The following is a 21,748-nucleotide window of genomic DNA, read 5'->3' on the forward strand; positions in this document are numbered from 1 at the left end:
AGGAGTACAAAATGGGTTCTCTTTCCGTCTGGCACTGGCTCATCGTCCTCGCCATCGTCGTTCTCGTCTTTGGTACGGGCAAGCTGAAGAACATGGGCAAGGACCTGGGCGGCGCCATCAAGGGCTTCAAGGAAGGCATGCGCGACGCGGAGGATAAGCCCGCCGACAAGGCTGCTGATCCGAAGGAAATCCCGCAGCAGGCCGCCGCCAAGCAGGCTGACACGATCGACGTCGAAGCCAAGGACAAGCCGAAGGCCTGATTCCTCGAGAGCCCTCATGCCGGACGCTGAACGGCTTGCCGCAGAGGGCTCGATGCCGCAGGCGCTTGTCAAAAAGTCCTGCGGCTTTCTTGAGACGCGTGAAGTGCTTCCCGCGTCTTCTTATGTGTCGCCAATGGACCGCGGCAGCTCCTCATGAGTTGTCCGCGGCCTTTTGCAGTGAAGAGACGTCATGTTTGATTTCGGTTTCAGCGAAATGATGATCGTCGGCGTCGTTGCGCTCATTGTGCTCGGGCCAGAGAGGCTCCCGCTCGTTGCGCGCAAGACCGGCGAGTGGATCGGCAAAGCGCAGCGCTTCGTTGCGCAGGTGAAGTCCGACATTGATCGGGAGACCGAGCTCTCCGAACTCAAGCGCATTCAGGATGAGGCGAAGAATCTCGCGAACGACGTGAAGTCGACCGTGGAGAGCCAGGCCTCGAGCATTGAGTCTTCGGTGAAGTCCGTGGCCGATGAGGCGAATGATGCCGGCAAGGCCGCCGAAACCGCCTTCAATGAAGCGAAGAGCAGCGTTGCCGGAACGCCCGCGGAGGCGAATTCGGGCGTGGCTTCCGCCAAGGACATCAATGAGGTCTACGGCTGGGGCGACGCGAGCACCGACAGCGAAATCATGACGCCCGCCTACGCGTGGAACGAGCCCAAGACCTTCGCGAAGCGCTACCACTCGGGTCCCTCCGTCGACGAACTCGCTCAGGAAATCGAGCGGCTTCGCCGCGAACTCGGCATGCGCGAAACGACATTGGGCGGCGCGGGCGGACGGCGCACCGGGATGGCTCCCCGCGCGAAGAGCCTCCGTACCCGTATCTATCGATAAGAGAGAGTGTGAGAAATGACCGATCAGAAGCCGGTGCTTGAGGCGCCTGACGATCCCGCGAACGAGCAGCCGCTGGTGGCGCATCTCATTGAGCTGCGCAACCGCCTGATGAAGTCCGTGATCGCGATCGTGGTGGTGTTCGCCTGCCTCTCGCCCTTCATGAAGCAGATCTTCGACTACCTGTCGCAGCCGCTGATGGTGGCGCTTCCGCAGGGCGCGAAGCTCCTTGCAACGGGCGTGGTGGCGCCTTTCTTCGTGCCCTTGAAGGTAACGCTTTTTCTCGCCTTCCTGATTGCGCTCCCGATCGTGCTCTATCAGATCTGGGCCTATGTGGCGCCTGCGCTCTACAGAAGCGAAAAGCGCCTTGCGCTCCCGGTTCTCATCAGCTCCATCGTGATGTTTGCGGTCGGCATGGCCTACTGCTACTTCATCGTCTTCAGGATGGTCTTCCAGTTCATCGCCGGGTTCTCGCCGGATTCGGTGAACTTCGCGCCCGATATTGACTCCTACTTCAGCTTCGTCCTCACGATGTTCCTCGCCTTCGGCCTTACCTTTGAAGTGCCGATTTTCGTGGTGGTTCTGAACCGAGTGGGTTTTGCGTCCTGCACGAAGCTGAAGAAGGCCCGTCCCTACGTGATCGTCGGCGCCTTCGTGATCGCGGCGATCTTCACGCCGCCCGATGCCCTGTCGCAGATTCTCCTCGCGCTTCCGCTTGTCGTTCTCTACCAGGTCGGCATCTGGTGCGTTCAGGCCTTCGGAAAGACCGATGATGAGGTCGAGGAAATGAAGGAAAAGAAGGCGGAGGAAGACGCAGAGGGCTGATAGGGCCCTGAACCTAAGCGGAAATTCTTTCTTCCCTTCAGTAGAAAAAGGCGCCTCTAATCACCCGGGGCAGGGTGGAAGGGCGCCTTTTCTTTTGCCTGGTGTGTGGGAGCCCCGGTCGTCAGCGGCTTCTTTCCTCAAAGTCGCCTTCCTCTTCGGCAGGCGACGGAATGATGGCTTCCTTTTCGAGCGATCCGCGCGGACGCTGCGAGGCCACGACGTGCTTCGTGAGCGTGCGGTTGCCGCGGAGGATCTTCACTTCCACGTCGGTGCCGGGCTTCAGCCGGGCAATGATCTGCAGAAGGCGGTTCGCGCGGGCAATGGGCTGACCGTTCACTTCGAGAATGACGTCAAAGCTCCGGATGTCGGCCTTGGCAGCCGGGGAATTCGGAATGACCTGCTTCACCATGACGCCCGAGCGCACGCGCAGACTCAGGTCCTGAGCAAGTTCCTGGGAGAGCTGCCGGGGCACGAGTCCGATGTAGCCGCGCTCCACGGTCTGGCCCGCCATCATCGCGGGGAGCACCGTGCTCACGATGGAGCTTGGAATCGCAAAGCCGATGCCGACAAAGCCTTCAACATGGTCGGGCGAAAAAATGGCGCTGTTGATGCCGATGAGTTCGCCCCGGAGGTTGACGAGCGCGCCACCGGAATTCCCCTGGTTGATGGCGGCATCGGTCTGGATGAAGTCCTCGTAATTGTTGAGCCCGAACCCGTGACGGCCGAGGGCGGAGATGATGCCGGAGGTGACGGTCTGACCCACGTCGAAGGGGTTCCCGATCGCGAGAACGGTCTGACCCACGCGAAGTTCGGAGGAGTCGCCGAGACGGATGGCGGGAAGGTCCTTCGCCTTGACCTGAAGGAGCGCGAGGTCGGTTTCGACGTCGTTCCCGCGGAGCGTCGCCTCATAGGTGCGCCCGTCGGAGAGCGCGACGAAGATGCTCCGGATGCCGTCGACCACGTGGAAGTTGGTGAGAATGTCGCCGTTTGAGGAGACAATGACGCCGCTTCCGAGCGCCTTCAGATGAAGCTCCGGATCCTGATTCCAGTCGACCCCGAGCTCGTCGGCGCGGCTCATGCGGACGGTCTTTCTCGTGAAGATGTTGACGACCGAAGGTGCGGCGATGCTGACGGCGTTGCTGTAGTCGCCGCTCATTGCGAGAAGCGCGAGATCCTTTTCGAGCGGGTCTTCCGCCTTCGGAGGATTCGGCGCGGGATTGGGTTCCGGCGCCGGGAAAAAGGTCTTCCAGACGAGCGCCGCTGCGCAGCCCACGGTAACGGCCTGAGCAAAAAGAAGCCAGAGCTGCTTGAGACGTGCCGTTTTAGCCTTTGGCGCTACCATGATGGTCTGGAAAAGATTTGGCTTTTAGAAAAGGAGAAAAGAGATGAAGGCAAAAGCCCTCATAGAGTTTCTGGACGGCGTCCTGAAGCCCGGAGAATTCAGAGATTATGCTCCGAACGGACTTCAGGTTGAGGGACGTGAAAACATCTCTTCGATCGTCCTCGGGGTGAGCGCTTCGCTCGGACTCCTGGAGGCTGCCGCAGCGAAGGGAGCCGACGCCGTTCTCGTGCATCACGGCTGGTTCTGGCGCGGCGAGGATGCGAGGATCGTGGGCGTGAAAGGCCGCCGCATCCGGTGCCTCATTGAAAACGGCATGAACCTCATCGGCTACCACCTGCCGCTCGATGCGCACCCAGAGGTCGGAAACAACGCCGAGCTCGCGCGCGTTCTCGGGCTCTCGATCGATACCCGCGCGGGCGAATACGGGCTCCTACATGCCGGGGAAATCCTTTCGGGCCCCATGACGGCTGCGGAATTTGCCGATCGCGTTGAAAAAGCCCTTCACCGGAAGCCGCTTCTTGTGGGGCCGGCGGATAAATGCGTTCGCCGCATCGGCTGGTGCTCGGGCGCCGCTCAGGATGAGCTTGGAGAAGCCGCTGCCCTCGGTTGCGACCTTTATCTCTCGGGCGAAATCCGCGAGCACACGACCTTTGAGGCGGTGGAGCTCGGCGTTCCTTATCTTGCGGCCGGCCATACGGCGACGGAACAGTTCGGCATTCAGGCCCTCGGGCGCCTGATCAAGGAGTCGTTCCCGGAACTCGAGATTGAATATATCCCGCAGGAAAATCCGGTCTGAGGACTCCGGGCAGAGAGGCTGAGGCGCCCCGCGTCGTTCCTGCACGCTTTCAAACGGCAGGAATTGACGCGTCAGATCAAGTCGCAATACATTTATTTACAAAAATATATTCCCTTCTCTGACAGAGATAGTTCATTGAAATTTCATGGCTTTGAAATTGTTACGTAACTATCTTTAGGTACAATTTATATCTTTCGTGCCCGAGGCGCTTTCATCAGGGGAAGGCGTTCCAGAGATCCAAAGGTGGTCCCCGGGGCACTCAGCATCCGCTCAAGGCTAAAACACGATGATGTATCTCTACTCGGGCCCGACCTGCCCGTTCTCTCAGATGAGCCGCATTCTCCTTAATGAAAAGGGATGCGAATTCGAAGTCAAGTCGGTTGACCTCGACGGCGTTGTGCAGAACGAGGAAGATCTTGCGGTCGTCCGCATGAGCCCGTACGGTGAGCTTCCGGTCCTTACGGAACGCGACCTTCTTCTCTACAACGTCTACGTTGTGAATGAATACATTGACGAGCGCTTCCCGCATCCGCAGCTGATGCCCGCGGACCCGGTCGGCCGCGCCCGCACGCGCCTCTTCCTCCATGTGCTCGAGCGCGAACTCTTCCCCCATGTGAAGGTGCTTGAGAACGCCCGCTCGAACGAAGACCGCCGCGCGCTTGCCCGCCGGCGTCTGCGCGAAAACCTCGACATTCTTTCGATGCGCGTGGGCGATACGAAGTTCCTCCTCTCGGACGACTTCGGCATGATCGACGTGGTGCTCGCTCCGATTCTCTGGCGCGTTCCCTACTACGGCATTCAGCTCTCCGCCACGGCGACGAAGCTTGAGATCTATGCCCAGCGCCTCTTTGCGCGCCAGTCCTTCATCGACTCGATGACGGCCCAGGAACGCACGATGCGCAAGTGAGGCTTCAACTGTGCATTTCCCGCAAGGGGGATGCACATGCTGAAACCCATTTTTCTGAACCCGCAATTCATGCGGGTTTCCTTTCAGAGTGTCGAGGATGCCGCCATGAGCAGCTACCAGAATCTTCGGGCGATCATGATTGACGCCGTTCGGGAATACTGCGCCGAACATTATTTCCGCCCCTATATCTGGGTGGAAGTCGACAGCGCCTGCCGGGTGCCGACGGAATACGTGAAAGACGGGATGATCATTCTCGACATCGACGACGAAGCGGTGCGGGGCTTCCAGATGAATGACGAATACCTCTCCTTCGAAGCGCGCTTCGGCGACGAGACGGATTCGATGGAAATCGTCGTTCCCCTGAACCGCGTCGTTCATGTTGCGGCTGCCGAGCAGGCCGTTGAGGGAGCCTCCTTCATGGCGAGCCCGACGAGCCCCGAACTGCTCGAAAAACTTACGGGCAGCAGCGTTGCGCCGCGGCGCCCGATGCGAATCAAATAACGCATTTTTCTGTATAATCCGCTTTCCGCCTCTTTAGCTCAGTTGGTAGAGCAACCGCCTTGTAAGCGGTAGGTCAACTGTTCGAGTCAGTTAAGGGGCACCAGGTTCTGAATCCCGTATCGCTTCGCGCGGTGCGGGATTTTTATTTAATATCAAAGAGAAAGATTCCGTTTAGGTAGAGAAGGACGCTCATGGCGGAAATAGAGAGAGACGAGGGAAGAGCGTCTTGAATCGGCAGGCGCCCGGCTTCTTTCCGGGCAACCCGACCGCCCGATCTGAAAAACAATCGCGCTGTTGCAGCTATCCAACTTTACTTTATATAAGGGTATACCATACACCCCCCCCCTAGCAATATAATATTTGCTATTAACTATATGAAATTTAAAAGCATACTAGGGTAAACACTACACATTCTTTTTAACTGAACTTCGTAAGCTCCACGCAGTGCTTTCTCAAGAGCACCGCTCCGGCTCGCGCATCCCACTCGAGTGTGCCGGGGCATCCGATTCAACTTGGAGTTTTAAGTTCATGAACACAAATTTCAAAGTGGTCTTCAACAAGGCGCGCGGCGCTCTGATGGTGGCCAATGAGATCACGTCGAGCGTCCAGGCCAAGGGCACGAAGACTGTTGTTGCGGCAGCTGTTGCTGCGGTGATGGCGGGGGTTGCCGGGACGGCGATGGCTGCGAACAATGGAGAGAGCGTAGAAATTACGGGCACTCTCGTTGCGCAGCCTGCGGATCCGTCTGGCACAGAATACAAGGCTGACGGCGTGACGGTTGTCGTTGATCCCACGACTGACAACTATGCATGGGGTTCTAAGGAAGGAATTACCAACACTCTCGGCACTGATTCAGTTGTCACGCTCAAGAACGGCACTCTCCAGGCCGTGAATGTTGCGCAAGACGTCAACGCCGTGAAGGGCTACGGCACGATCGACATCCAGGCGACGACAGGCGCTGCTTCCATTACGGAAACAACGGGTTCAGATGAAGCTCGTACGTTCGACAAGCTTGATGTGAACTTCACGGTTCACAATTCCAAGGAAGACAATAAGGGGTTAAACGCGACTTTGACGCTCTCGGGAGCGGGCACAACGACTTTCAGCGAAGGCACGATGAAAGTTGTTGCCGACGAAAAGTCTGACGGCGACAAGGCTCTTGGTGTGGCAACCTTGACTTCGACCGGCGCGCTGCAGTTTGGCGTTGCATCAGACAAGGCTACAGGCGGCACGGTAACCGATCATGGCAAGGCCTACAACTTTGATGTTAAAGCCAAGGCTAAATGTTAAGCGCGGATCTAAAATGCACCAGTAACGCGAGATAAAAGTGCACCACCCCGTGTGGGGTGATAGATGTCAGGCAACAGCACTCTGTATCACAATGGAGTTCCCTTTGTTACAACCAGGGAGACTCATGTGATACATGATTTTCAAATCCATCGGATTCGCGAGCTCCGCAAGCGCGGCTACAGCCAGCGCCAGGTCGCGAAAGAATTGGGCATCAACCGCCGAACGGTGCGCAAGCATTGGGATGCCGGACCTGATGCGGCAATGACGCCCCGGTCGCGAAAGCGGCAGCGTGTTCTGGAGCCCTTTGCACAGAAGATCAGAGAGCTTTATGCACAGCATCGAAACTGCGACGTAGTCAGGCAGGAGATCAGAAAAGACAAGGCAATCCCGCCGGTTGCTCTGCGCACGATTCAGGAGTTTCTTCAGCCGTACAAGCGCGAGCTGGCAGTTGAGGAGCAGAAGCGCAAACGCGCGGACTCCCGAATCCTGTCGGCTCCGGGCGATTACTTTCAGGTCGACTTCGGCAGCAAGTTCGTTGAACTTCACGGCGTAAGGCGCAGGGTCCACCTACTGGTCTGCTCCCTGCCGTATTCAAAGCGCGTCTTTGCCTATGCCTCACTGGATGAGAAGCAGGATTCGTGGTTTGAGGGCATCGAACGAGCTCTGACCTTTTTCGGCGGGAGGCCGCGGTGGCTTACATCCGACAACGCCAGCGCTCTTGTAGACGATCCGGCTAAGCGCAACAGCCGGTCCTGCCGGCTCAACAGGCTGTTCAGGGCATTCTGCAAGCACTGGGGCTTCCTGGCTGTTACCTGCAAGCCTTACTACCCCGAGGCCAAGGGCCACGTCGAGAAGATGGTCGGCTACGTCAAGGGGAATGCAGTTGCAGGCCGGAAATTCGAGTCTCTGGCGCAGCTCAATGAGCACCTGGCGCAGTGGGCGCGTGAGGTTGCCGATGTGCGCGAGATGCGATGGCTGCCGAAAGACGACATCCGAATTCCCATAGATCGCTTCAATCAAAAAGAGTTCTGTGAGCTTAAGCCGCTTCCGCCGAGGTCCTTCAGGGATGTGCGCGAGATGTACCGAAAGGTTGGAGCCAAAGGCTTGCTTACCATCGACAACCAGAAGTATCAGATGGATGCAACTTACGCTCATGCTGAGGTGCGTATTGAAATCAAGGGCAGAACGATTTCAGTATTCCAAGGCAAAAACCTTATCCGCATCTTTCAGGAGACCTCTGACGCCGTGCAGGTTACCACGCTTCCTCCGATCGACCCCTCTCTGGTGCCTCCGTTTGGAGCAACGGATCCAACCTTGCGGCCTGAGCCGCAGGATCCTCTGGAAAGAGATGAGGGTTTATACCACAACCCTTTGCAAACGCCGCTTGAGATCTATGACGACATCACCAAGTTCAAGGGAGAGCCGAAATGATGGAAGAAAATGCAACAGGCAATCTCAATGCCTTGTGCAGACGCCTGAAGCTGAACTACCTAGATCAGCAGCTCGAAACCGTTCTTGAGGCAGCCAAAGCCGGACGGTATTCAGCGGCGGAAACGCTCGAGTTTGCCCTTTCCATCGAAGTCAGCAATCGGGAAGCCCGCCGCATCGACATCGGCATGAAGGTTGCTCATTTCGAATCCGTGAAGCGGCTGGAAGACTACGACTTCAGCCTGATGCCGGCTTTGGATGAAAGCATCATCCGGGATCTTGCCCGCCTGGAATGGGTAAGCAGCGGTGCAAATGTGCTCTTCCTCGGCCCTCCGGGCGTCGGCAAAACTCATCTTGCCATCGCCCTTGGGCGTGAAGCCGTCAAGGCCGGCTACAGCGTGTCCTTCGTACTGGCGAGCGACTTGATGGATGAGCTTGAAAAGGCTTCAAGAGACAACGACCTCAAGCGCGTCATGCTCAAGTACACCAAGCCGCGGGTGCTGATCATTGATGAGATCGGGTATCTGCCGATTCGAGCTCAGACTGCGCACTTGTTCTTTCAGCTGGTGAGCGTCCGCTACAAGAAGCACCTGAGCATCGTCATGACGGGCAATCGGCCGGTAAGCGAATGGGGGCTCGTATTCGGAGATCCCACCGCCACCTCGGCGATTCTCGACCGCACGCTGCATCACTGCGAAATCGTTGCCATACGCGGCGAGAGCGTGAGGATGCTGGAAAAGCGCCGTGCCGGGCTGGTTAAAGCGAAGGACTCGGCAGCGACAGCCGAGGTGATTTCCGCCGCAAAGACCGAAGCCCGGAATCTGGCGGAAGTGGATCCTGAATTGTGATTGTTATGATACTGTACAGTGTTACATTACATTTTGGAGTTGGAAAATGGGACTGAAAGAGGACATATACGCCTTGCTCGATAAGGCGGAGGCTGAAAGCAAAGAAGTGCCGACGCTTCGCACCATCCGTGCCGAGCTCGGGAAAGGATCGCTGACAACCATCTCCGAGGCCGTAAAGACCTGGAAGCAGGAACGCATCCGCCGCGTCAGTCCGCTGCCGGATGGCTTTGACGAGGACCAGAGCAAAACGCTTTCGAGCTGCATCTGGGGGCTTGTCGAACCCATCATGCAAAAGACGCTTGATCAGCTTCGGCAAGCAGCAGATGCCCGCATCCATCTGCAGGAGAAGGAATCCGAGAAGCTTAAGGAAGCGGCCGAGGAAGTCCTTGCGGAAGCGGAAGCCAGGACCAAAGAGTTTGACGTCCTGCGGCGTGAAGCGGAGGACCTGAGGGTGAAGGTTGCTCAGAGCGAAGAGGCTTTGAAGGCCGTGCGCGAGGCGCTTGCCGCCAAAACACAGGAGCTCTCTGCTCTGATGGAGCAGCACCGCGCTGCGCTCGACCGCGCCGCCGCCGCGGAGGCAACCTGCGCAACGATGCGCAAGATGATCCCGCTCCTCGACCCTCAGCATGTCAGAAAGGGAACTGTACGTACATAATGTATCAACAACAATGTAGCGCTGTACTGTAACGCGTTACGTACACCAACTCAGGACAGCCGGGCGGCGGCTGTCCTGCGGCGGCCAGGGCCGCCGCCAGCGCGGGACCACGGCCCGCGACGCCGCTGCGGGGGCATGCCTTTGTCGCCCTCCGGGCTCCAAAGGCATGCCCCCGCTTCACAGCAATTCAACTAACGAGTGGTGCACTCTTAATCCGCGCAACTGGTGCACTTTTATCTCGCGCTTGACAGGCTAAAGTTACCGGCAAGAGCGTTGATTATCAGCAGGGTACCCTGACGAATGCTGCTGACTTCACGATGACCGGTGAAACGGTCACGATTGGTGAGGATGTTGCGTTTGCCAATACCGGCGTGCTGCGGCTTACCAGCACTGGTAAGAACCAGAATGATGCTGTTACGCTGAACGCAGCTTACAACGCGACGGATGCAGCCAACAGCGGCGGCAAGCTGATCATTTCCGGCGCGGCAGTTCTGGGCGGTGACGTTACTGCCAAGTCCATCAAGATCGGTGCTGAGAATGCGGATCTGACGAAGGAAACGAGTGACGTCATCCTGACCAATGGCGGCGTGATTTCGGCAGGCAAGACTGTTGATACAGACGCTCTGACATTTGCCTCTACGGACACGCTGACGGTCAATGGCACGCTCGTGTCTGATAAGACGACGGTTGCTCTCAAAGGTACGGGACTTACCGTTGATGAAACAGCTGACCAGAAGACGCCCGCTACAGCATCCCTTGGTGAAGTCGTGGTTGAGGCTGCGGCTAAGCAGGGTGAAGAGAATACCTTCACGCTGACAAACAATACGGATGTTGCCGTTACTGCGACTTCTCTGACGGTTAATCCGGATGTCGCTGAAGATACGACCAATAATGTCAACGCGGCTTATGCTGGTGAGTTCAATCTTGCTTCCGGCGACTTTACGGTCGGCGCCCTCAATGTTGGCGTAGGCGGTAAGGTAGCGATCACGAACGCGTCTAAGGTTTCAACGCTGACGGTCAACGCTTCCGGCGCTTCGACCAACAACGGCACGATCATTCTGGGCTCTAACGGCAAGATGGTTGTTGCAGCTGGCGTCGAACTGACGAACGGCAAGGATGCTGTTATCGGTGCTGATAGCTCAACGGGTACTGCTCAGGGCACCCTTGAGGTCTCCGGTACGATGAAGAATCACTATAAGGCAGCAACTACGGATCCCAAGGCTGATGCCGAAAATGGTTATTTGAAGGTTGCCGCGCTCAACGTCAAGAATGGCGGCCTTGTTGTGTCCGAGCTCAATGAAGGCTACGGCGTCACGAAGACCACCCTTGAAGAAGGCGGCAAGCTGCAGACGTCGCTGAACGGTAAGCTTCAGGAGAAGACCGACAAGACAAACAATGCGCTTGCTCTGATCGGCACTTTCAACCTGAATGGCGGTTCGATCGTTGATGCTAATGATGCTCAGATCAAGGACTTTATCCTTGGTACTGACGTTACGCTCAATGTTCAGAGCTCTTACAACGACCTCGGTACGGTTCAGCTGAATGGCGCTTCCGGCAGTGCTTTGAATGTCGAAGCTGACAGCACGATTGCTGCTCTGGACGTTCAGAAGGGCGCTGTGACGGTTGACAATGACAGCACGCTCACCGTCACCAGCCTTAAGACCGCTACCGGTACCACGGTCACTGTTAAGGATGGCGAACTTTCTGCCAGCCTTGCGGCTCTTGGTCTCAAGCTTGACAACAAGAGCTTTGTTCCGGCATCAGGTTCGTCGAGCAATGTTGCTGATGATACGATCGTTCTGAACGCAAACGGTACGTTGGCAGTGACGGGCTTGACGAGCGCCGATACGGTTGATCTGACGGATGTTCTGACCGAACTTTCGGTGAAAACTGGTGCAAAGGGTCTTGTGCATCTCGGCGGCGCGACGCTCGTGAAGGGTGATACCGCCATTGATGCCACCAAGGATGTCGAGTACGACACCATTAAGGGCTTCACCTCGGATAGCCTCCAGCTCGCGACGATCGTCAAGGTTCCTGAAACGATTACTCAGTCCGGCGACTACGGCAAGATGAAGCTTGCTGATGGAAAGAAGCCGCTTACGATTGACGGGGTCTCTCTGACTCTCAACGGCGATGGACAGCTGGTTTCCTATGATGAAAAGGTCAGCGGCACGACGACCAACAAGCTCGCCGATGTCTCTCTGAGCGGCGCGGCCAGCCTGATCGTTGCCGGCACGAGCACTGCTGAAGCGGTTCTCGGTTCCGTGACGACGGCGAATGACGGCGATAAGACGGAATTCGGTGTCGAGGATGCTCGCAATGTGACCGTGAAGGGTGACGTTGAGGTCAATGAACTCTGGACCGATAAGGACGCCTCTCTGACCATCGTCAAGAAGGATGGTGCTGAGACGGCTCCGGAAGTCACCGTCGAGGATCTCTTCGTTGAAGGTACGCTCGTTGCGGCGGATTCGACGGTTACCATCACGAATACCGAGTCTTACTTTGTCGCAAACCGTACACCTGCGGAGTATCTGGAAGACGTTTCCGAAATCGCAGGCAGCGCCACAGTTAAGGGCCTCAATACGAAGGGAGACCTTCTGGTTACGGGCAACGCCAAGGTGACCGGAGACCTTGAGGCTACTGGTAAGATCGTTTATGTCGGCAATAACGCTTCTGCCGGCGCTCTCTCTGTCGGCAATCTCAAGACCGGCGTGATCTTTGCTGATCCGGCTTGGGATGTTGAAGGCGCGGTCCACAGCAGCGTTGCCGTCAAGACGGCTGCTGAAGGCACCCTTGTCGAAGCCGGCCGCAACTCCATCGTTGCGTTGGGTACGGACTCGGCTGAAAAGGCTGCTTCCTACGTCAATGGCGCTAAGTCCGGATTCATCGGCTTTACGCTGGCTGAGACCCCGACCTCTGGCGAAGATGAGGTTTCCGCCTACGATACGCTGACGGTTAACTCCGTTCTCTATGTCGATGGTGGAAAGGCTGAAGGCCAGGATGCCGTGACGTATGTCGGCGGTGCTGCGGCCAATGACAAGACGATTGAGACGCGTGCCGATTCTCCGTCGAGCTCCAATTCGGTTGTTGTGGCGAAGAACAGCATGCTCGTGATCGACCTCAACACGGTTGATACGACGGGCGCTACGGCTGTCTTTGATAAGGCTGTGGAGCTTGACGAAGGCTCCATCGTCTATCTCGACAATGTCGCCAACGGCCAGACGGTCAAGGTGAGCGCGACAGAGCTGGATGATCGCGGTGCTGACGTCGTCTTTGAAGGCGATCTCCTCATGGACGTCGTTCAGGGTGAAGGCGCTGCCGCCAACACCATGACGGTTGAGATGTTCAATAAGGCTGAATTCCAGGATGAGTTCGGTGATGTCGCCGGCTTCGACGCTGCCTACGGCATGTTCGAGGAAGGCAAGAACCTCAACAACAACTCGTCTTCGGCGCAGTTCAACAAGTGGCTCTATTCGTCCGCCAATGCTCTGACCTCTGTCCAGGGCACTGACGGCCGCTACAACAGCCCGACCGCTCTTCGCACGATCGCCAATGACGTCGCTTCCCTCGGCGCCACCACCGGCGTTCAGACGCTCACGATGGATGCCGTCAACCAGATGGCTGACACTGTTGCCACCCGCAACAGCATCCTCACGCAGCGTGCTCAGGGCGTCAACGTCTGGGCCGACGTGAACGGCGGCAAGTTCGAAGCCAAGAAGCTCTTTGACGGTGCGGGCTACTCGTCCGACATCTACTCGGGCGTCCTTGGTCTCGACTACCAGTTCTCCTGCAATGCCGTCCTCGGCGCCGCTCTCACGATCGGCACCGCTGACACGGACAGCAAGAACTCCGGCGTCGCTGCTTCGACCGATACCGACCTCGTCGGCTTCTCGGTCTACGCCTCGAAGACCTTCGCCGACATCTGGAACGTTGCGGCCGACATCGGCTACATGAGCGCTTCGAACGACGTCAAGGCCAACGGCTACGACCACGCCTGGAAGTTCTCGCAGGATACCGATGCCTTCACGGTGGGCGTCCGCGGTGAAGTCCTCACGAAGGCCGGCGCCGTGAACATCGTTCCGCACGTTGGTCTCCGTTACACCCAGCTCTCCACCGACGGCTTTGAAGCCGGCTATGTGACCGACATCGACGACCAGAACATCTTCCAGATGCCTGTCGGCGTTGCCCTCTCGGCTGACTTCGAAACCAACGGCTGGACCCTTGCTCCGAAGTTCGACCTCTCGGTCGTTCCGACCTTCGGCGACAAGGATGCTGATCTCAAGCTCGGCATCAACGGCGTCTCCGCCACCGACGATCTCTCGGTCCGCGTGATCGATTCGAACCCGGTGCAGGCGACCCTCGGCATCAACGCTACGAACGGCGACTGGGGCTTCGGTCTCAGCTACAAGCTGGGCGTCGGTTCCGACGAGCGCATGAACAACTCGTTCAACGCTCAGGTCCGTTACGCGTTCTAAGCCTTTATGGCTCTGCCTCTGAAGTCCATTCAGAGGCAGCAGACGCGAGTGCGTGAGGAGCACCAGGGGAGTCGTCAGACGCTCCGGCCGCTCCTCACCCAAAGCCTTTTTGAAGAGCCCGTTTCCTCGAATGCGTTTCGGGAAACGGGCTCTTTTTTACCCAGAAGTTTTTCCAGACTATGGCGATTAAAGGGAAAACGGTGCCGTCGGACGCGTTCCTTTTCACGAAGCGCGAGCGCCCGGACTTTCACTCCCGGGAGACGCGGCTTGCGGCGTTCAGGCTTTTTGAAGCCGGCGTCGGTTACGTCAACGCTTCCGTGAAGCTCGGCATTTCAATGAATACGGTCCGCGACTGGTCGCGGAAATACCGGAAGGGCACCTTTGAGGTGGATGTTCCGGAGAAGTTCTTTCATTACACGCCGGCGGTGAAGCGCCGCATCGTGAAGCTTCGCGCCAAAGGCCTCACTTGGCGCGAGCTTGAGGAGGAAACCGGCGTTTCCGCAAGCACCTGCCGCAAATGGGTGCGGGAGGCCGCTGAAGCTGAGGCGCAGAAAGACGCCGTTACGGCGGACTCCGTGGAGCGGATGAGCCCCGGTCTGCCGATCGTCTGGACGGGAACTACGAAGAGAGAGATTAAGAATGAAGATTGAACGCGTGTGCGTGCACAACTACCGATCGATCATCGATGCGGAAGTCCGGGTCGATGATTACCTCCTTCTTGTCGGCGCCAACAATGCCGGCAAGACGACTTTCCTTAATGCCATAAGGCTCTTCTATGGCGATATCAAGTGGGAGGATGACGACTTCCCCTGCAACAGGAAGGAGGACAACGAGGCCTGGGTTGAGATCGAATTCCGCCTCAATGACGTCGAGTGGGAGAATCTTGCTGACGTCTACAAAGACAACGCGGATCAGAAGCTCACGCTTCGCCGGTATTTCAGGTCGCCGGACAAGGTGAAGGCTAGAAGCGACAACGTCTACGCGGTGCAGGGCGAAGCGGTATCGGAGACGCTCTTTTATGGCGCGAAAAGCGTCGGCGTAGGAAAGCTCGGGACGCTCATTTATATTCCCGCCATTGTGACTCAGAACGAGCAGATGAAGCTCTCGGGTCCGAGCCCATTCCGGGAGCTCATGAAGCTCCTGGTTGAAGGCCGGATGATGGCGAGCACTGAATTCCAGAATGTTGCCGCCGCTATTGATAGCCTCAATCAGGCGGGCAATCAGGCCAACGGCTTCTTCTCGGCTTTTACGGCTCCAATGAATGCGCGCCTCCAGGCAGACTGGGGCGTGAATATGGGGCTGCAGGTCAGCCTCCCCAAAACCGAGGACATCCTCAAGACGATGCTGTCGGCGTCTTTCTCGGATCAGGCGCTCAATAACGCCGAGATCGAGTTCGGCCGCTTCGGACAAGGGATGCAGCGCTCCGTCATCAATCTGCTGATTGAACTGTTGCCGACATTCCAGACGCAGAATGCCGTGAAGACCAAGGCTGGAAAGGATTCGGAGAAGAAGGAATTTTCTGCGGATTTCCTGTTGATTCTCTATGAAGAGCCGGAGGCGTTCCTCCATCCCTCCCAGCAGATTCTCCTTGCAAGAAAGCTCCATGATCTCGGCGCGCAGCCCGATCGCCAGGTCATCGCTTCTTCACACTCCAGCGTGTTCGCAAGCCGCAAGGTGGATGACCTTCATCAGATGGTTCGGTTTGAACGCGTAAATGGCCGGTCTCACGTCTATCAGCCGGGGTTGGGGAAGATTCGTCAGAAGCTCGCAGACGTTTCGAGGGAGTTCGAGACCCGGGTAAGGGTTGGAGGCAAGGCAAGCGGGGACCCGAGCCAGCTTCAGAACCGCGACGAATATTTCTTCTCGCTCTGGCTCGATGCTGAGCGCGCCGGAGTCTTCTTTGCCAACAAAGTCTTCCTCGTTGAAGGTCCGACGGAAAAGGTGCTCTTTGAATATCTGCTCTCCGACGTTTGGGCGGATCAACTGCAGGAGCTCGGGAATTTCGCAATTCTCGACTGCAGCGGCAAATTCAACATTCCCCGCTTCATGCAACTCATGCACGCCTTCGGCATCAAGTTCGGCATCATGATCGACGACGACAATGGCAGGACGACGAAAGAAGGCATTTCGCATCAGGCGCTCAACACGGTGATCAAGGAAATGTGCGGCCGCGAGGGCTTGAAGGAGGAGAGCTGCGCCGATCCCGTCATGCTGCCTGACTGCCTGGAAAAGTTCCTGGGGCTCCAGGTTCCTTCCCGGGGGGATTTCAAGCCGTCGGAAATGCTCGCTGCGCTTCAGGATCCGGCAACTTTCGCGAAGCTGCCGCTGAATGAACTGAAGGCAAAATTCCGCAGTGCGATGGGGCTTCCAATATCGATCCCCTGATCAACCCCTCAACCTTCCATAACGATTCGGGGCGCGCCGGATAAGCACGCCCCGATCTCTAAGAACCTGAAGTCGATCCATCAGGCGGATCGATCGAACCTTCCTCTCATCAGTCCGCCCGGCGCCCCATCGTCACGCGGTCGTTGCCGCCATAGTCCTTGCGGGTCCGTACGGCGGCAAACCCGGCCTCTTCAAGCATCTGCCGCACGTCGTCGCCCTGGTCGTAGCCGTGCTCGAGAAGAATCCAGCCGCCGGGCGCGAGATGCGCCATGGCGCCCGCCACAATGGTGCGCAGGCACTCAAGCCCGTCGATGCCGTCCGTGAGGGCGCCGATCGGCTCGCACTCGAGGTTTCTCAGGTGCTCGTCATCGGGCCGGATGTAGGGCGGGTTGCTGACGATCAGATCGTAGACGGCGTCGGCCGCCACGGCATCCCACCAGAAGCCTTCGGCAAAGGTAATGGGAGCGTGGAGCGCCTCGGCATTCCCTTTCGCGATTTCAAGGGCGTCCGAGGAGGCATCGGTCGCTGTTACGGCGGACCCCGGGAGTTCCAGCGCCAGGGTGGCGGCAATGCAGCCGCTTCCGGTGCCGAGATCAATGATTCTGGGCTTAGGCGCCGCGACAAGAAGCGCCTGCTCGATCAGAACTTCGGTGTCGGGGCGCGGTATGAGCACCGCGTCCGTCACATGGAAGTGGCGCCCGTAGAACTCCTGGCTTCCGGTGAGGTAGGGGATCGGGGTGCCGGCGGAGCGCATGGCAACGAGGAGGTCGAAGCGCATGATCTCCTCTTCGGAAATTTCCTCTTCGTCGTGCGCGATCAGATTCTCGCGCGAGCGCCCCGTCACGAAGCCGAGCAGAATCATCGCTTCAAAGCGTCCGATCACCGGGCTCGCCTTGGCGAGCTGAGCCCGGATGGAAGGTCCGATCTGCGTTTCCTCTGCCATTCTCTCGTCTCCTTCCCTTCTTAAGCGAGCTGAGCCAGGGCTTCCGCCTGGTGCTCTGTGGTGAGCGCCGTGATGATTTCCTCAAGGTCGCCGTTCATGATGGCATCAAGCTTATAGAGCGTGAGGTTGATGCGGTGGTCGGTCACGCGCCCCTGCGGATAGTTGTAGGTGCGGATGCGCTCCGACCGGTCGCCCGACCCGATGAGGGATTTGCGTTCAGAGGCTTCCTTCGCATGCTGCACCTCGACCTGGGCCGCATAGATGCGGGAGGCGAGAATCTGCATGGCGCGCGCCTTATTCTGAATCTGGCTGCGTTCGTCCTGGCATTCGACCACGAGCCCCGTGGGGAGGTGCGTGATGCGCACGGCTGAGTCCGTCTTCTGAATGTGCTGCCCGCCCGCGCCCGACGCGCGGAAGACGTCGATGCGAAGTTCTGAAGGGTCGAGCTTCACTTCCTCAATTTCGTCGAGCTCAGGGAGCACGGCCACCGTGCAGGCCGAGGTGTGAATGCGGCCCTGCGTTTCCGTGACGGGCACGCGCTGCACGCGGTGTCCGCCCGATTCGAACTTGAGCTTCGAATAGGCGCCGCGGCCGATGATGCGGACGATCGCTTCCTTGTAGCCCCCGAGTTCGCTTTCGTTGCGGGAGACGATTTCGGTCTTCCATCCCTGGCTCTCCGCGTAGCGGAGATACATGCGGAGAATGTCGCCCGCAAAGAGCGCCGCTTCGTCGCCCCCGGTGCCCGCACGGACTTCAAGGAAGATGTTCCTTTCATCGTTGGGGTCCTTCGGGATGAGTTCGAGCCGGAGCGCCTCCTCGAGATGCTCGAGCGCGTCCTTCGCCTTGGCAATCTCTTCCTCAGCGAACTCGCGCATCTCGGGGTCTTCAGCGAGTTCTTCAGCCGTTTTGAGGTCCGCTTCCGCGCTTTCGTACTGGGCAAGCTTCACCGCGACCGGTTCGATTTCGGTGCGCTCGCGCGAAAGATCGCGGAACTTATTCATGTCGGCTGCGGTTTCCGGAGCCGCAAGCATGCGGTCGATTTCCTCGAGCCGCCGGGAGAGCGCGGAGAGTTTCGAGCGGACGGTGTCGTTAAGCATGTCTTTGGTGCGAAAGGATTCAAAAAAAGCTTGTGTGTCAAACCGATGTGAAGGATAGCGGTTTCGTGAAGGACGGGCTTGGTCTTTCAGAAAGATCCATAACAAAACGGGACCCGCTAGAGGTCCCGTTCCGTGGCGCTTCGCGCTTCCTTCCTTACCGGTCGTGCCGGCGGTAGAAGCGGTCGAGCATGCGCTCCATCAGATCGCGGTCGTCGGAGGTGAGGCCTTCGCCGTTTCTCAGGAGAATCGTCGGGTCATGGAGGAGCTTGTTGGTGAGGCCGTGGGCGAGCATTTCAAGCACCTCTTCGGGCTTGTCGCCGTGATGGAGGTGGCGAAGCGCCCGGGAGAGCTCCTCGTCCCTCAGGTAGTTTGCGCGGTCGCGAAGCGACTGAATGGTGGGGACGGCGGAGCGGAGCTTCAGCCACTCAACAAAGTCCGCCACGCGCAGGCCGATGATCGTTTCCGCCTGCGAGATTGCGGCCTGGCGGGACTGCTTCCCTTCGCTCACGACCTTCCCGAGGTCGTCGACCGTATAGACGTAGACGTCGTCGAGACGCTCGACTTCAGGCTCCACGTCGCGCGGCACCGCGAGGTCGACGATGAACATCGGACGATGGCGGCGCTCGGAAATCGCGCGCTCGATCATGCCGAGGCCGATGATGGGAAGCGCCGAGGCGGTGCAGGAAATGACGATGTCGTAGTTGCCGATCGTTTCGGGGAGCTCGGAGAGCGGAATCGCATCCGCATGCACCGTGCGCGCGAGCGTCTGGCCGCGCTCGACCGTGCGGTTCGCGATCGTGATCGACTGCGGCTTCTGGGCGGCGAAGTGCGCCGCGCAGAGCTCAATCATTTCGCCTGCGCCCACGAAGAGGATCCGTTCCTTCGAAAGGTTTCCGAAAAGACGAAGCGCAAGGCGGACGGCGGCGGCCGCCAGGCTCACGGAGTTGGCGCCGATGGCGGTCGCCGTGCGGACTTCCTTCGCCACCGTGAAGGTGGTCTGGAAGAGGTGATTGAGCATCACGCCGAGGCCGTGGCATTCGCGCGCGATCTTCTCGGCCTTCTTCATCTGGCCGACGATCTGCGTTTCGCCCAGAACCATCGAGTCGAGGCCCGAGGCCACGCGGAACGTATGGTGCGCGGCCTCCTCCTGCTCGAAGGTGTAGATGTGGGGTTCGAGCTCGGAGCGCTGAACGCCCTTCTTGTTGGCGATGAAGGAAAGAATGCTCTCTTTCGCGGCGCCCGTATCCTCGCAGGCGACGTAAAGTTCCGTGCGGTTGCAGGTGGAAAGCACAGCGGCTTCATGAATGCCGCCCTGGGGCGTGCCGCTGAAGCGCTCGAGCATATGCGCGATCGTCTCGGCGATTTCATCCGGTCCGAAGGCGACGCGTTCGCGGACGGAAAGCGGAGCGGTCGTATGGTTGAGGCCTAAAGCGAGAAGCTGCATTTCGAGGTGCTGCCGCAGTGAGCATTCCGGACGACGGGGCCGGCCGGAGCCTGAAACGGCGAAAAGGTTATTCTTTGAAGAAGTCTGCGCATTATAGGTTGCTAAATGTTTCGCAAGCCTTAAGGTGCAGAGCCGATTGATCTCTAAGGCTTTTTGATGGTGAAAACAGATCTTCGCGGAATGGATGCCGGATCGGAACCGGAAGAAGTGCGGGATTCGTCCGATGCGCTTCATGAGACGGCCCGGGAAATGCGCGCGCTCGTGAGAAAGCGCGGCGCGCTCTCTGCCGCTGCCGCCGTGCTTCCCGTGCCGGGAATCGACATCGCGGTGGATGCGGCAACCTTTGCCGACATGCTGATGAGAATCAACCGGGCATTCCAGTTGTCGCCCGAGCAGATAGAAATGCTCCATACCGACGAGCGGCTCGCGGTGCTCACGGCCCTCTCGCAGGTGAGCGCCGTCTTTGCCGGCCGCTACGTGACGAGTGCGGCGGTCCTCACGGTCGTGAAGCAGGCGGGATCGCGCTGGATGACCGGAAAGGCTGCAAAATGGGTGCCCATTGCCGGCCAGGGCGCGGCGGCAGCGCTTTCCTACTGGACGGTCGTGAAGCTCGGCGACGCGCACATTGCCGAGTGCCTGCGCGTGAGAGACCGCGTCCGGGCGCTCCTCGCGGCGCCTAAATCTCCGGATGCTGCTCCGGGCGCCTGACCCTTTGTTTTTTGGATGGATTTCCCATGACAGAATTTTCCGACATCGCTTCCGCCGGCCGCGGCATGGCCGCACTTGTTCTCTTTTCGGGCGGACAGGATTCCACGACGTGCCTCGGCTGGGCGCTTGAGCGCTTCGGGCGCGTTGAAACCGTGGGCGTCGACTATGGCCAGCGCCATCAGGCGGAGCTCGTCTGCCGCGGCAGGGTGCTTGAAAAGATGCGGGCGATGAAGCCCTACTGGGCCGAAAGACTCGGGGAAGACCATATGCTGAGCCTTCCCGTTCTCGGCGAAGTCGCCGACTGCGCGCTTACGGACGAGCGCAGGATTGCCTTCGAGTCGTCGGGGCTTCCCAACACCTTCGTGCCGGGGCGAAACCTTCTCTTCTTTACGCTCGCTGCGGCCATTGCCTACCGCCGGGGCGCGCGGGTGCTCGTGGGCGGCATGTGCGAAACGGACTATTCGGGGTATCCGGACTGCCGCGACAATACGCTGAAGTCCCTTCAGGTAACGCTCTCTCTGGGGCTTGATGCTCCGATCATTCTGGAAACGCCCCTGATGCGCCTCACCAAGGCGGAAACCTGGGAGCTTGCCGAACGGACGGGCGGCGACGAATTCGTGAAGCTCGTGAGGGATGAAACCCACACCTGCTACATGGGGGACCATGAGCACCATCATGCATGGGGCTGGGGCTGCGGCGAGTGTCCCGCCTGCCGTCTGCGCGCGAAGGGCTGGGAAGAGTGGCCGGGCAGCAAGCGCTTCTGACGAAATGAAAAAGCCCGCAGAACCATCCGGCGCTGCGGGCTTCCTGTATTTCTGGTGGCTAGGGACGGAATCGAACCGCCGACACGCGGATTTTCAATCCGCTGCTCTACCAACTGAGCTACCTAGCCACGCGCAACATTTTTTTCTTCGGTTTGTCTTTCGCCGGAGCCCCATCCGTCTTTCACAAAGGAAAGATGAATGGTGGCTAGGGACGGAATCGAACCGCCGACACGCGGATTTTCAATCCGCTGCTC

General features: G+C 58.6%; 20 protein-coding genes and 2 tRNA genes. 17 read left to right on the plus strand and 5 right to left on the minus strand.

Annotation, left to right across the window (positions count from 1 at the left end; all coding sequences use genetic code 11):
- Window positions 1–11: 11 nt before the first annotated feature.
- From tatA to tatC, 4 genes are read left to right on the plus strand one after another with little or no spacing between them, the layout of a single operon-like run.
- Window positions 12–260, plus strand: a complete 249-nt coding sequence (gene tatA, locus Q0106_RS02730) for a Sec-independent protein translocase subunit TatA (RefSeq protein WP_152157532.1) — start codon at window positions 12–14, stop codon at window positions 258–260.
- 16 nt (window positions 261–276) lie between these two features.
- Window positions 277–417: a hypothetical protein gene (locus tag Q0106_RS02735; RefSeq protein WP_297608508.1), complete on the plus strand. Its 141-nt coding sequence runs from the start codon at window positions 277–279 to the stop codon at window positions 415–417.
- 33 nt (window positions 418–450) lie between these two features.
- A complete protein-coding gene (gene tatB, locus Q0106_RS02740) occupies window positions 451–1,089 on the plus strand; it encodes a Sec-independent protein translocase protein TatB (protein ID WP_152157533.1) in 639 nt (212 codons plus the stop codon).
- A gap of 15 nt (window positions 1,090–1,104) precedes the next feature.
- Window positions 1,105–1,911 carry a twin-arginine translocase subunit TatC gene (gene tatC, locus Q0106_RS02745; protein WP_139688442.1) on the plus strand — a complete coding sequence of 269 codons (807 nt, stop codon included), beginning with the start codon at window positions 1,105–1,107 and terminating at the stop codon, window positions 1,909–1,911.
- A gap of 121 nt (window positions 1,912–2,032) precedes the next feature.
- Here the strand turns inward: tatC and Q0106_RS02750 are convergent, their stop codons facing one another.
- Window positions 2,033–3,253: a trypsin-like peptidase domain-containing protein gene (locus tag Q0106_RS02750; RefSeq protein WP_297608512.1), complete on the minus strand. Its 1,221-nt coding sequence runs from the start codon at window positions 3,251–3,253 to the stop codon at window positions 2,033–2,035.
- A 43-nt stretch (window positions 3,254–3,296) separates the two neighbouring features.
- Between Q0106_RS02750 and Q0106_RS02755 the strand changes: the two genes are divergently transcribed.
- The 11 genes from Q0106_RS02755 (at window position 3,297) to Q0106_RS02805 (ending at window position 16,538) form a co-directional block, all read left to right on the plus strand.
- The gene (locus Q0106_RS02755; RefSeq protein WP_297608515.1) at window positions 3,297–4,049 is read left to right on the plus strand and encodes a Nif3-like dinuclear metal center hexameric protein; all 753 of its coding nucleotides are present in this window, start codon (window positions 3,297–3,299) and stop codon (window positions 4,047–4,049) included.
- Window positions 4,050–4,335: 286 nt separating this feature from the next.
- Window positions 4,336–4,956, plus strand: a complete 621-nt coding sequence (locus tag Q0106_RS02760; protein WP_297608518.1) for a glutathione S-transferase N-terminal domain-containing protein — start codon at window positions 4,336–4,338, stop codon at window positions 4,954–4,956.
- 36 nt (window positions 4,957–4,992) lie between these two features.
- Window positions 4,993–5,457 (plus strand): ClpXP protease specificity-enhancing factor SspB, encoded by a 465-nt coding sequence (locus Q0106_RS02765; RefSeq protein ID WP_297608521.1) that lies wholly within the window; start codon window positions 4,993–4,995, stop codon window positions 5,455–5,457.
- Window positions 5,458–5,484: 27 nt separating this feature from the next.
- Window positions 5,485–5,560, plus strand: a tRNA-Thr gene (locus Q0106_RS02770).
- A 425-nt stretch (window positions 5,561–5,985) separates the two neighbouring features.
- A complete protein-coding gene (locus Q0106_RS02775) occupies window positions 5,986–6,747 on the plus strand; it encodes an ESPR-type extended signal peptide-containing protein (protein ID WP_297608524.1) in 762 nt (253 codons plus the stop codon).
- Window positions 6,748–6,873: 126 nt separating this feature from the next.
- Window positions 6,874–8,178, plus strand: a complete 1,305-nt coding sequence (gene istA, locus Q0106_RS02780; RefSeq protein WP_297608526.1) for an IS21 family transposase — start codon at window positions 6,874–6,876, stop codon at window positions 8,176–8,178.
- Window positions 8,175–9,023 (plus strand): IS21-like element helper ATPase IstB, encoded by an 849-nt coding sequence (istB, locus tag Q0106_RS02785; protein ID WP_297608528.1) that lies wholly within the window; start codon window positions 8,175–8,177, stop codon window positions 9,021–9,023. The genes istA and istB overlap by 4 nt, the downstream gene beginning before the upstream one ends.
- 46 nt (window positions 9,024–9,069) lie before the next feature.
- A complete protein-coding gene (locus tag Q0106_RS02790) occupies window positions 9,070–9,678 on the plus strand; it encodes a DNA-binding protein (protein ID WP_297608530.1) in 609 nt (202 codons plus the stop codon).
- 317 nt (window positions 9,679–9,995) lie between these two features.
- Entirely contained in the window at window positions 9,996–14,153 is a 4,158-nt protein-coding gene (locus Q0106_RS02795) for an autotransporter outer membrane beta-barrel domain-containing protein (RefSeq protein WP_297608532.1), read from the plus strand.
- 179 nt (window positions 14,154–14,332) lie between these two features.
- The gene (locus Q0106_RS02800; protein WP_297608536.1) at window positions 14,333–14,803 is read left to right on the plus strand and encodes a helix-turn-helix domain-containing protein; all 471 of its coding nucleotides are present in this window, start codon (window positions 14,333–14,335) and stop codon (window positions 14,801–14,803) included.
- Complete coding sequence (locus tag Q0106_RS02805; protein WP_297608539.1) at window positions 14,793–16,538, plus strand: AAA family ATPase; 1,746 nt, start codon at window positions 14,793–14,795, stop codon at window positions 16,536–16,538. Before Q0106_RS02800 ends, Q0106_RS02805 begins: the two co-directional genes overlap by 11 nt.
- Before the next feature lie 109 nt (window positions 16,539–16,647).
- On the opposite strand, the gene prmC is transcribed toward Q0106_RS02805, so the two are convergent.
- The 3 genes from prmC to hemA form a co-directional block, all read right to left on the minus strand.
- The gene (prmC, locus tag Q0106_RS02810; protein ID WP_152159014.1) at window positions 16,648–17,481 is read right to left on the minus strand and encodes a peptide chain release factor N(5)-glutamine methyltransferase; all 834 of its coding nucleotides are present in this window, start codon (window positions 17,479–17,481) and stop codon (window positions 16,648–16,650) included.
- Between the two features lie 20 nt (window positions 17,482–17,501).
- Window positions 17,502–18,578, minus strand: coding sequence for a peptide chain release factor 1 (prfA, locus tag Q0106_RS02815; RefSeq protein ID WP_297608542.1), 1,077 nt, complete (start codon window positions 18,576–18,578; stop codon window positions 17,502–17,504).
- A gap of 154 nt (window positions 18,579–18,732) precedes the next feature.
- The gene (hemA, locus tag Q0106_RS02820) at window positions 18,733–20,022 is read right to left on the minus strand and encodes a glutamyl-tRNA reductase (RefSeq protein ID WP_297608545.1); all 1,290 of its coding nucleotides are present in this window, start codon (window positions 20,020–20,022) and stop codon (window positions 18,733–18,735) included.
- 156 nt (window positions 20,023–20,178) lie between these two features.
- Between hemA and Q0106_RS02825 the strand changes: the two genes are divergently transcribed.
- Together Q0106_RS02825 and queC are read left to right on the plus strand one after the other, a co-directional pair.
- A complete protein-coding gene (locus Q0106_RS02825; protein ID WP_297608548.1) occupies window positions 20,179–20,730 on the plus strand; it encodes a hypothetical protein in 552 nt (183 codons plus the stop codon).
- A 26-nt stretch (window positions 20,731–20,756) separates the two neighbouring features.
- Window positions 20,757–21,494 carry a 7-cyano-7-deazaguanine synthase QueC gene (gene queC, locus Q0106_RS02830; RefSeq protein ID WP_297608550.1) on the plus strand — a complete coding sequence of 246 codons (738 nt, stop codon included), beginning with the start codon at window positions 20,757–20,759 and terminating at the stop codon, window positions 21,492–21,494.
- A gap of 52 nt (window positions 21,495–21,546) precedes the next feature.
- Here queC and Q0106_RS02835 read toward each other — a convergent pair.
- Window positions 21,547–21,622, minus strand: a tRNA-Phe gene (locus tag Q0106_RS02835).
- Between the last annotated feature and the right edge of the window lie 126 nt (window positions 21,623–21,748).

Origin of the sequence: uncultured Sutterella sp. (assembly GCF_937923675.1) — a bacterium.
In the GTDB taxonomy this organism is placed as follows: domain Bacteria; phylum Pseudomonadota; class Gammaproteobacteria; order Burkholderiales; family Burkholderiaceae_F; genus Sutterella.

Coding starts and splice junctions, on each gene's coding strand:
- prfA (WP_297608542.1), bottom strand. CDS start 18,578: ATGCTTAACGACACCGTCCGCTCGAAACTCTCCGCGCTCTCCCGGCGG.
- istB (WP_297608528.1), top strand. CDS start 8,175: ATGATGGAAGAAAATGCAACAGGCAATCTCAATGCCTTGTGCAGACGC.
- prmC (WP_152159014.1), bottom strand. CDS start 17,481: ATGGCAGAGGAAACGCAGATCGGACCTTCCATCCGGGCTCAGCTCGCC.
- hemA (WP_297608545.1), bottom strand. CDS start 20,022: ATGCAGCTTCTCGCTTTAGGCCTCAACCATACGACCGCTCCGCTTTCC.
- tatA (WP_152157532.1), top strand. CDS start 12: ATGGGTTCTCTTTCCGTCTGGCACTGGCTCATCGTCCTCGCCATCGTC.
- Q0106_RS02755 (WP_297608515.1), top strand. CDS start 3,297: ATGAAGGCAAAAGCCCTCATAGAGTTTCTGGACGGCGTCCTGAAGCCC.
- Q0106_RS02765 (WP_297608521.1), top strand. CDS start 4,993: ATGCTGAAACCCATTTTTCTGAACCCGCAATTCATGCGGGTTTCCTTT.
- Q0106_RS02735 (WP_297608508.1), top strand. CDS start 277: ATGCCGGACGCTGAACGGCTTGCCGCAGAGGGCTCGATGCCGCAGGCG.
- Q0106_RS02760 (WP_297608518.1), top strand. CDS start 4,336: ATGATGTATCTCTACTCGGGCCCGACCTGCCCGTTCTCTCAGATGAGC.
- queC (WP_297608550.1), top strand. CDS start 20,757: ATGACAGAATTTTCCGACATCGCTTCCGCCGGCCGCGGCATGGCCGCA.
- tatC (WP_139688442.1), top strand. CDS start 1,105: ATGACCGATCAGAAGCCGGTGCTTGAGGCGCCTGACGATCCCGCGAAC.
- Q0106_RS02805 (WP_297608539.1), top strand. CDS start 14,793: ATGAAGATTGAACGCGTGTGCGTGCACAACTACCGATCGATCATCGAT.
- Q0106_RS02775 (WP_297608524.1), top strand. CDS start 5,986: ATGAACACAAATTTCAAAGTGGTCTTCAACAAGGCGCGCGGCGCTCTG.
- Q0106_RS02795 (WP_297608532.1), top strand. CDS start 9,996: ATGACCGGTGAAACGGTCACGATTGGTGAGGATGTTGCGTTTGCCAAT.
- Q0106_RS02790 (WP_297608530.1), top strand. CDS start 9,070: ATGGGACTGAAAGAGGACATATACGCCTTGCTCGATAAGGCGGAGGCT.
- Q0106_RS02825 (WP_297608548.1), top strand. CDS start 20,179: ATGGTGAAAACAGATCTTCGCGGAATGGATGCCGGATCGGAACCGGAA.
- Q0106_RS02750 (WP_297608512.1), bottom strand. CDS start 3,253: ATGGTAGCGCCAAAGGCTAAAACGGCACGTCTCAAGCAGCTCTGGCTT.
- Q0106_RS02800 (WP_297608536.1), top strand. CDS start 14,333: ATGGCGATTAAAGGGAAAACGGTGCCGTCGGACGCGTTCCTTTTCACG.
- tatB (WP_152157533.1), top strand. CDS start 451: ATGTTTGATTTCGGTTTCAGCGAAATGATGATCGTCGGCGTCGTTGCG.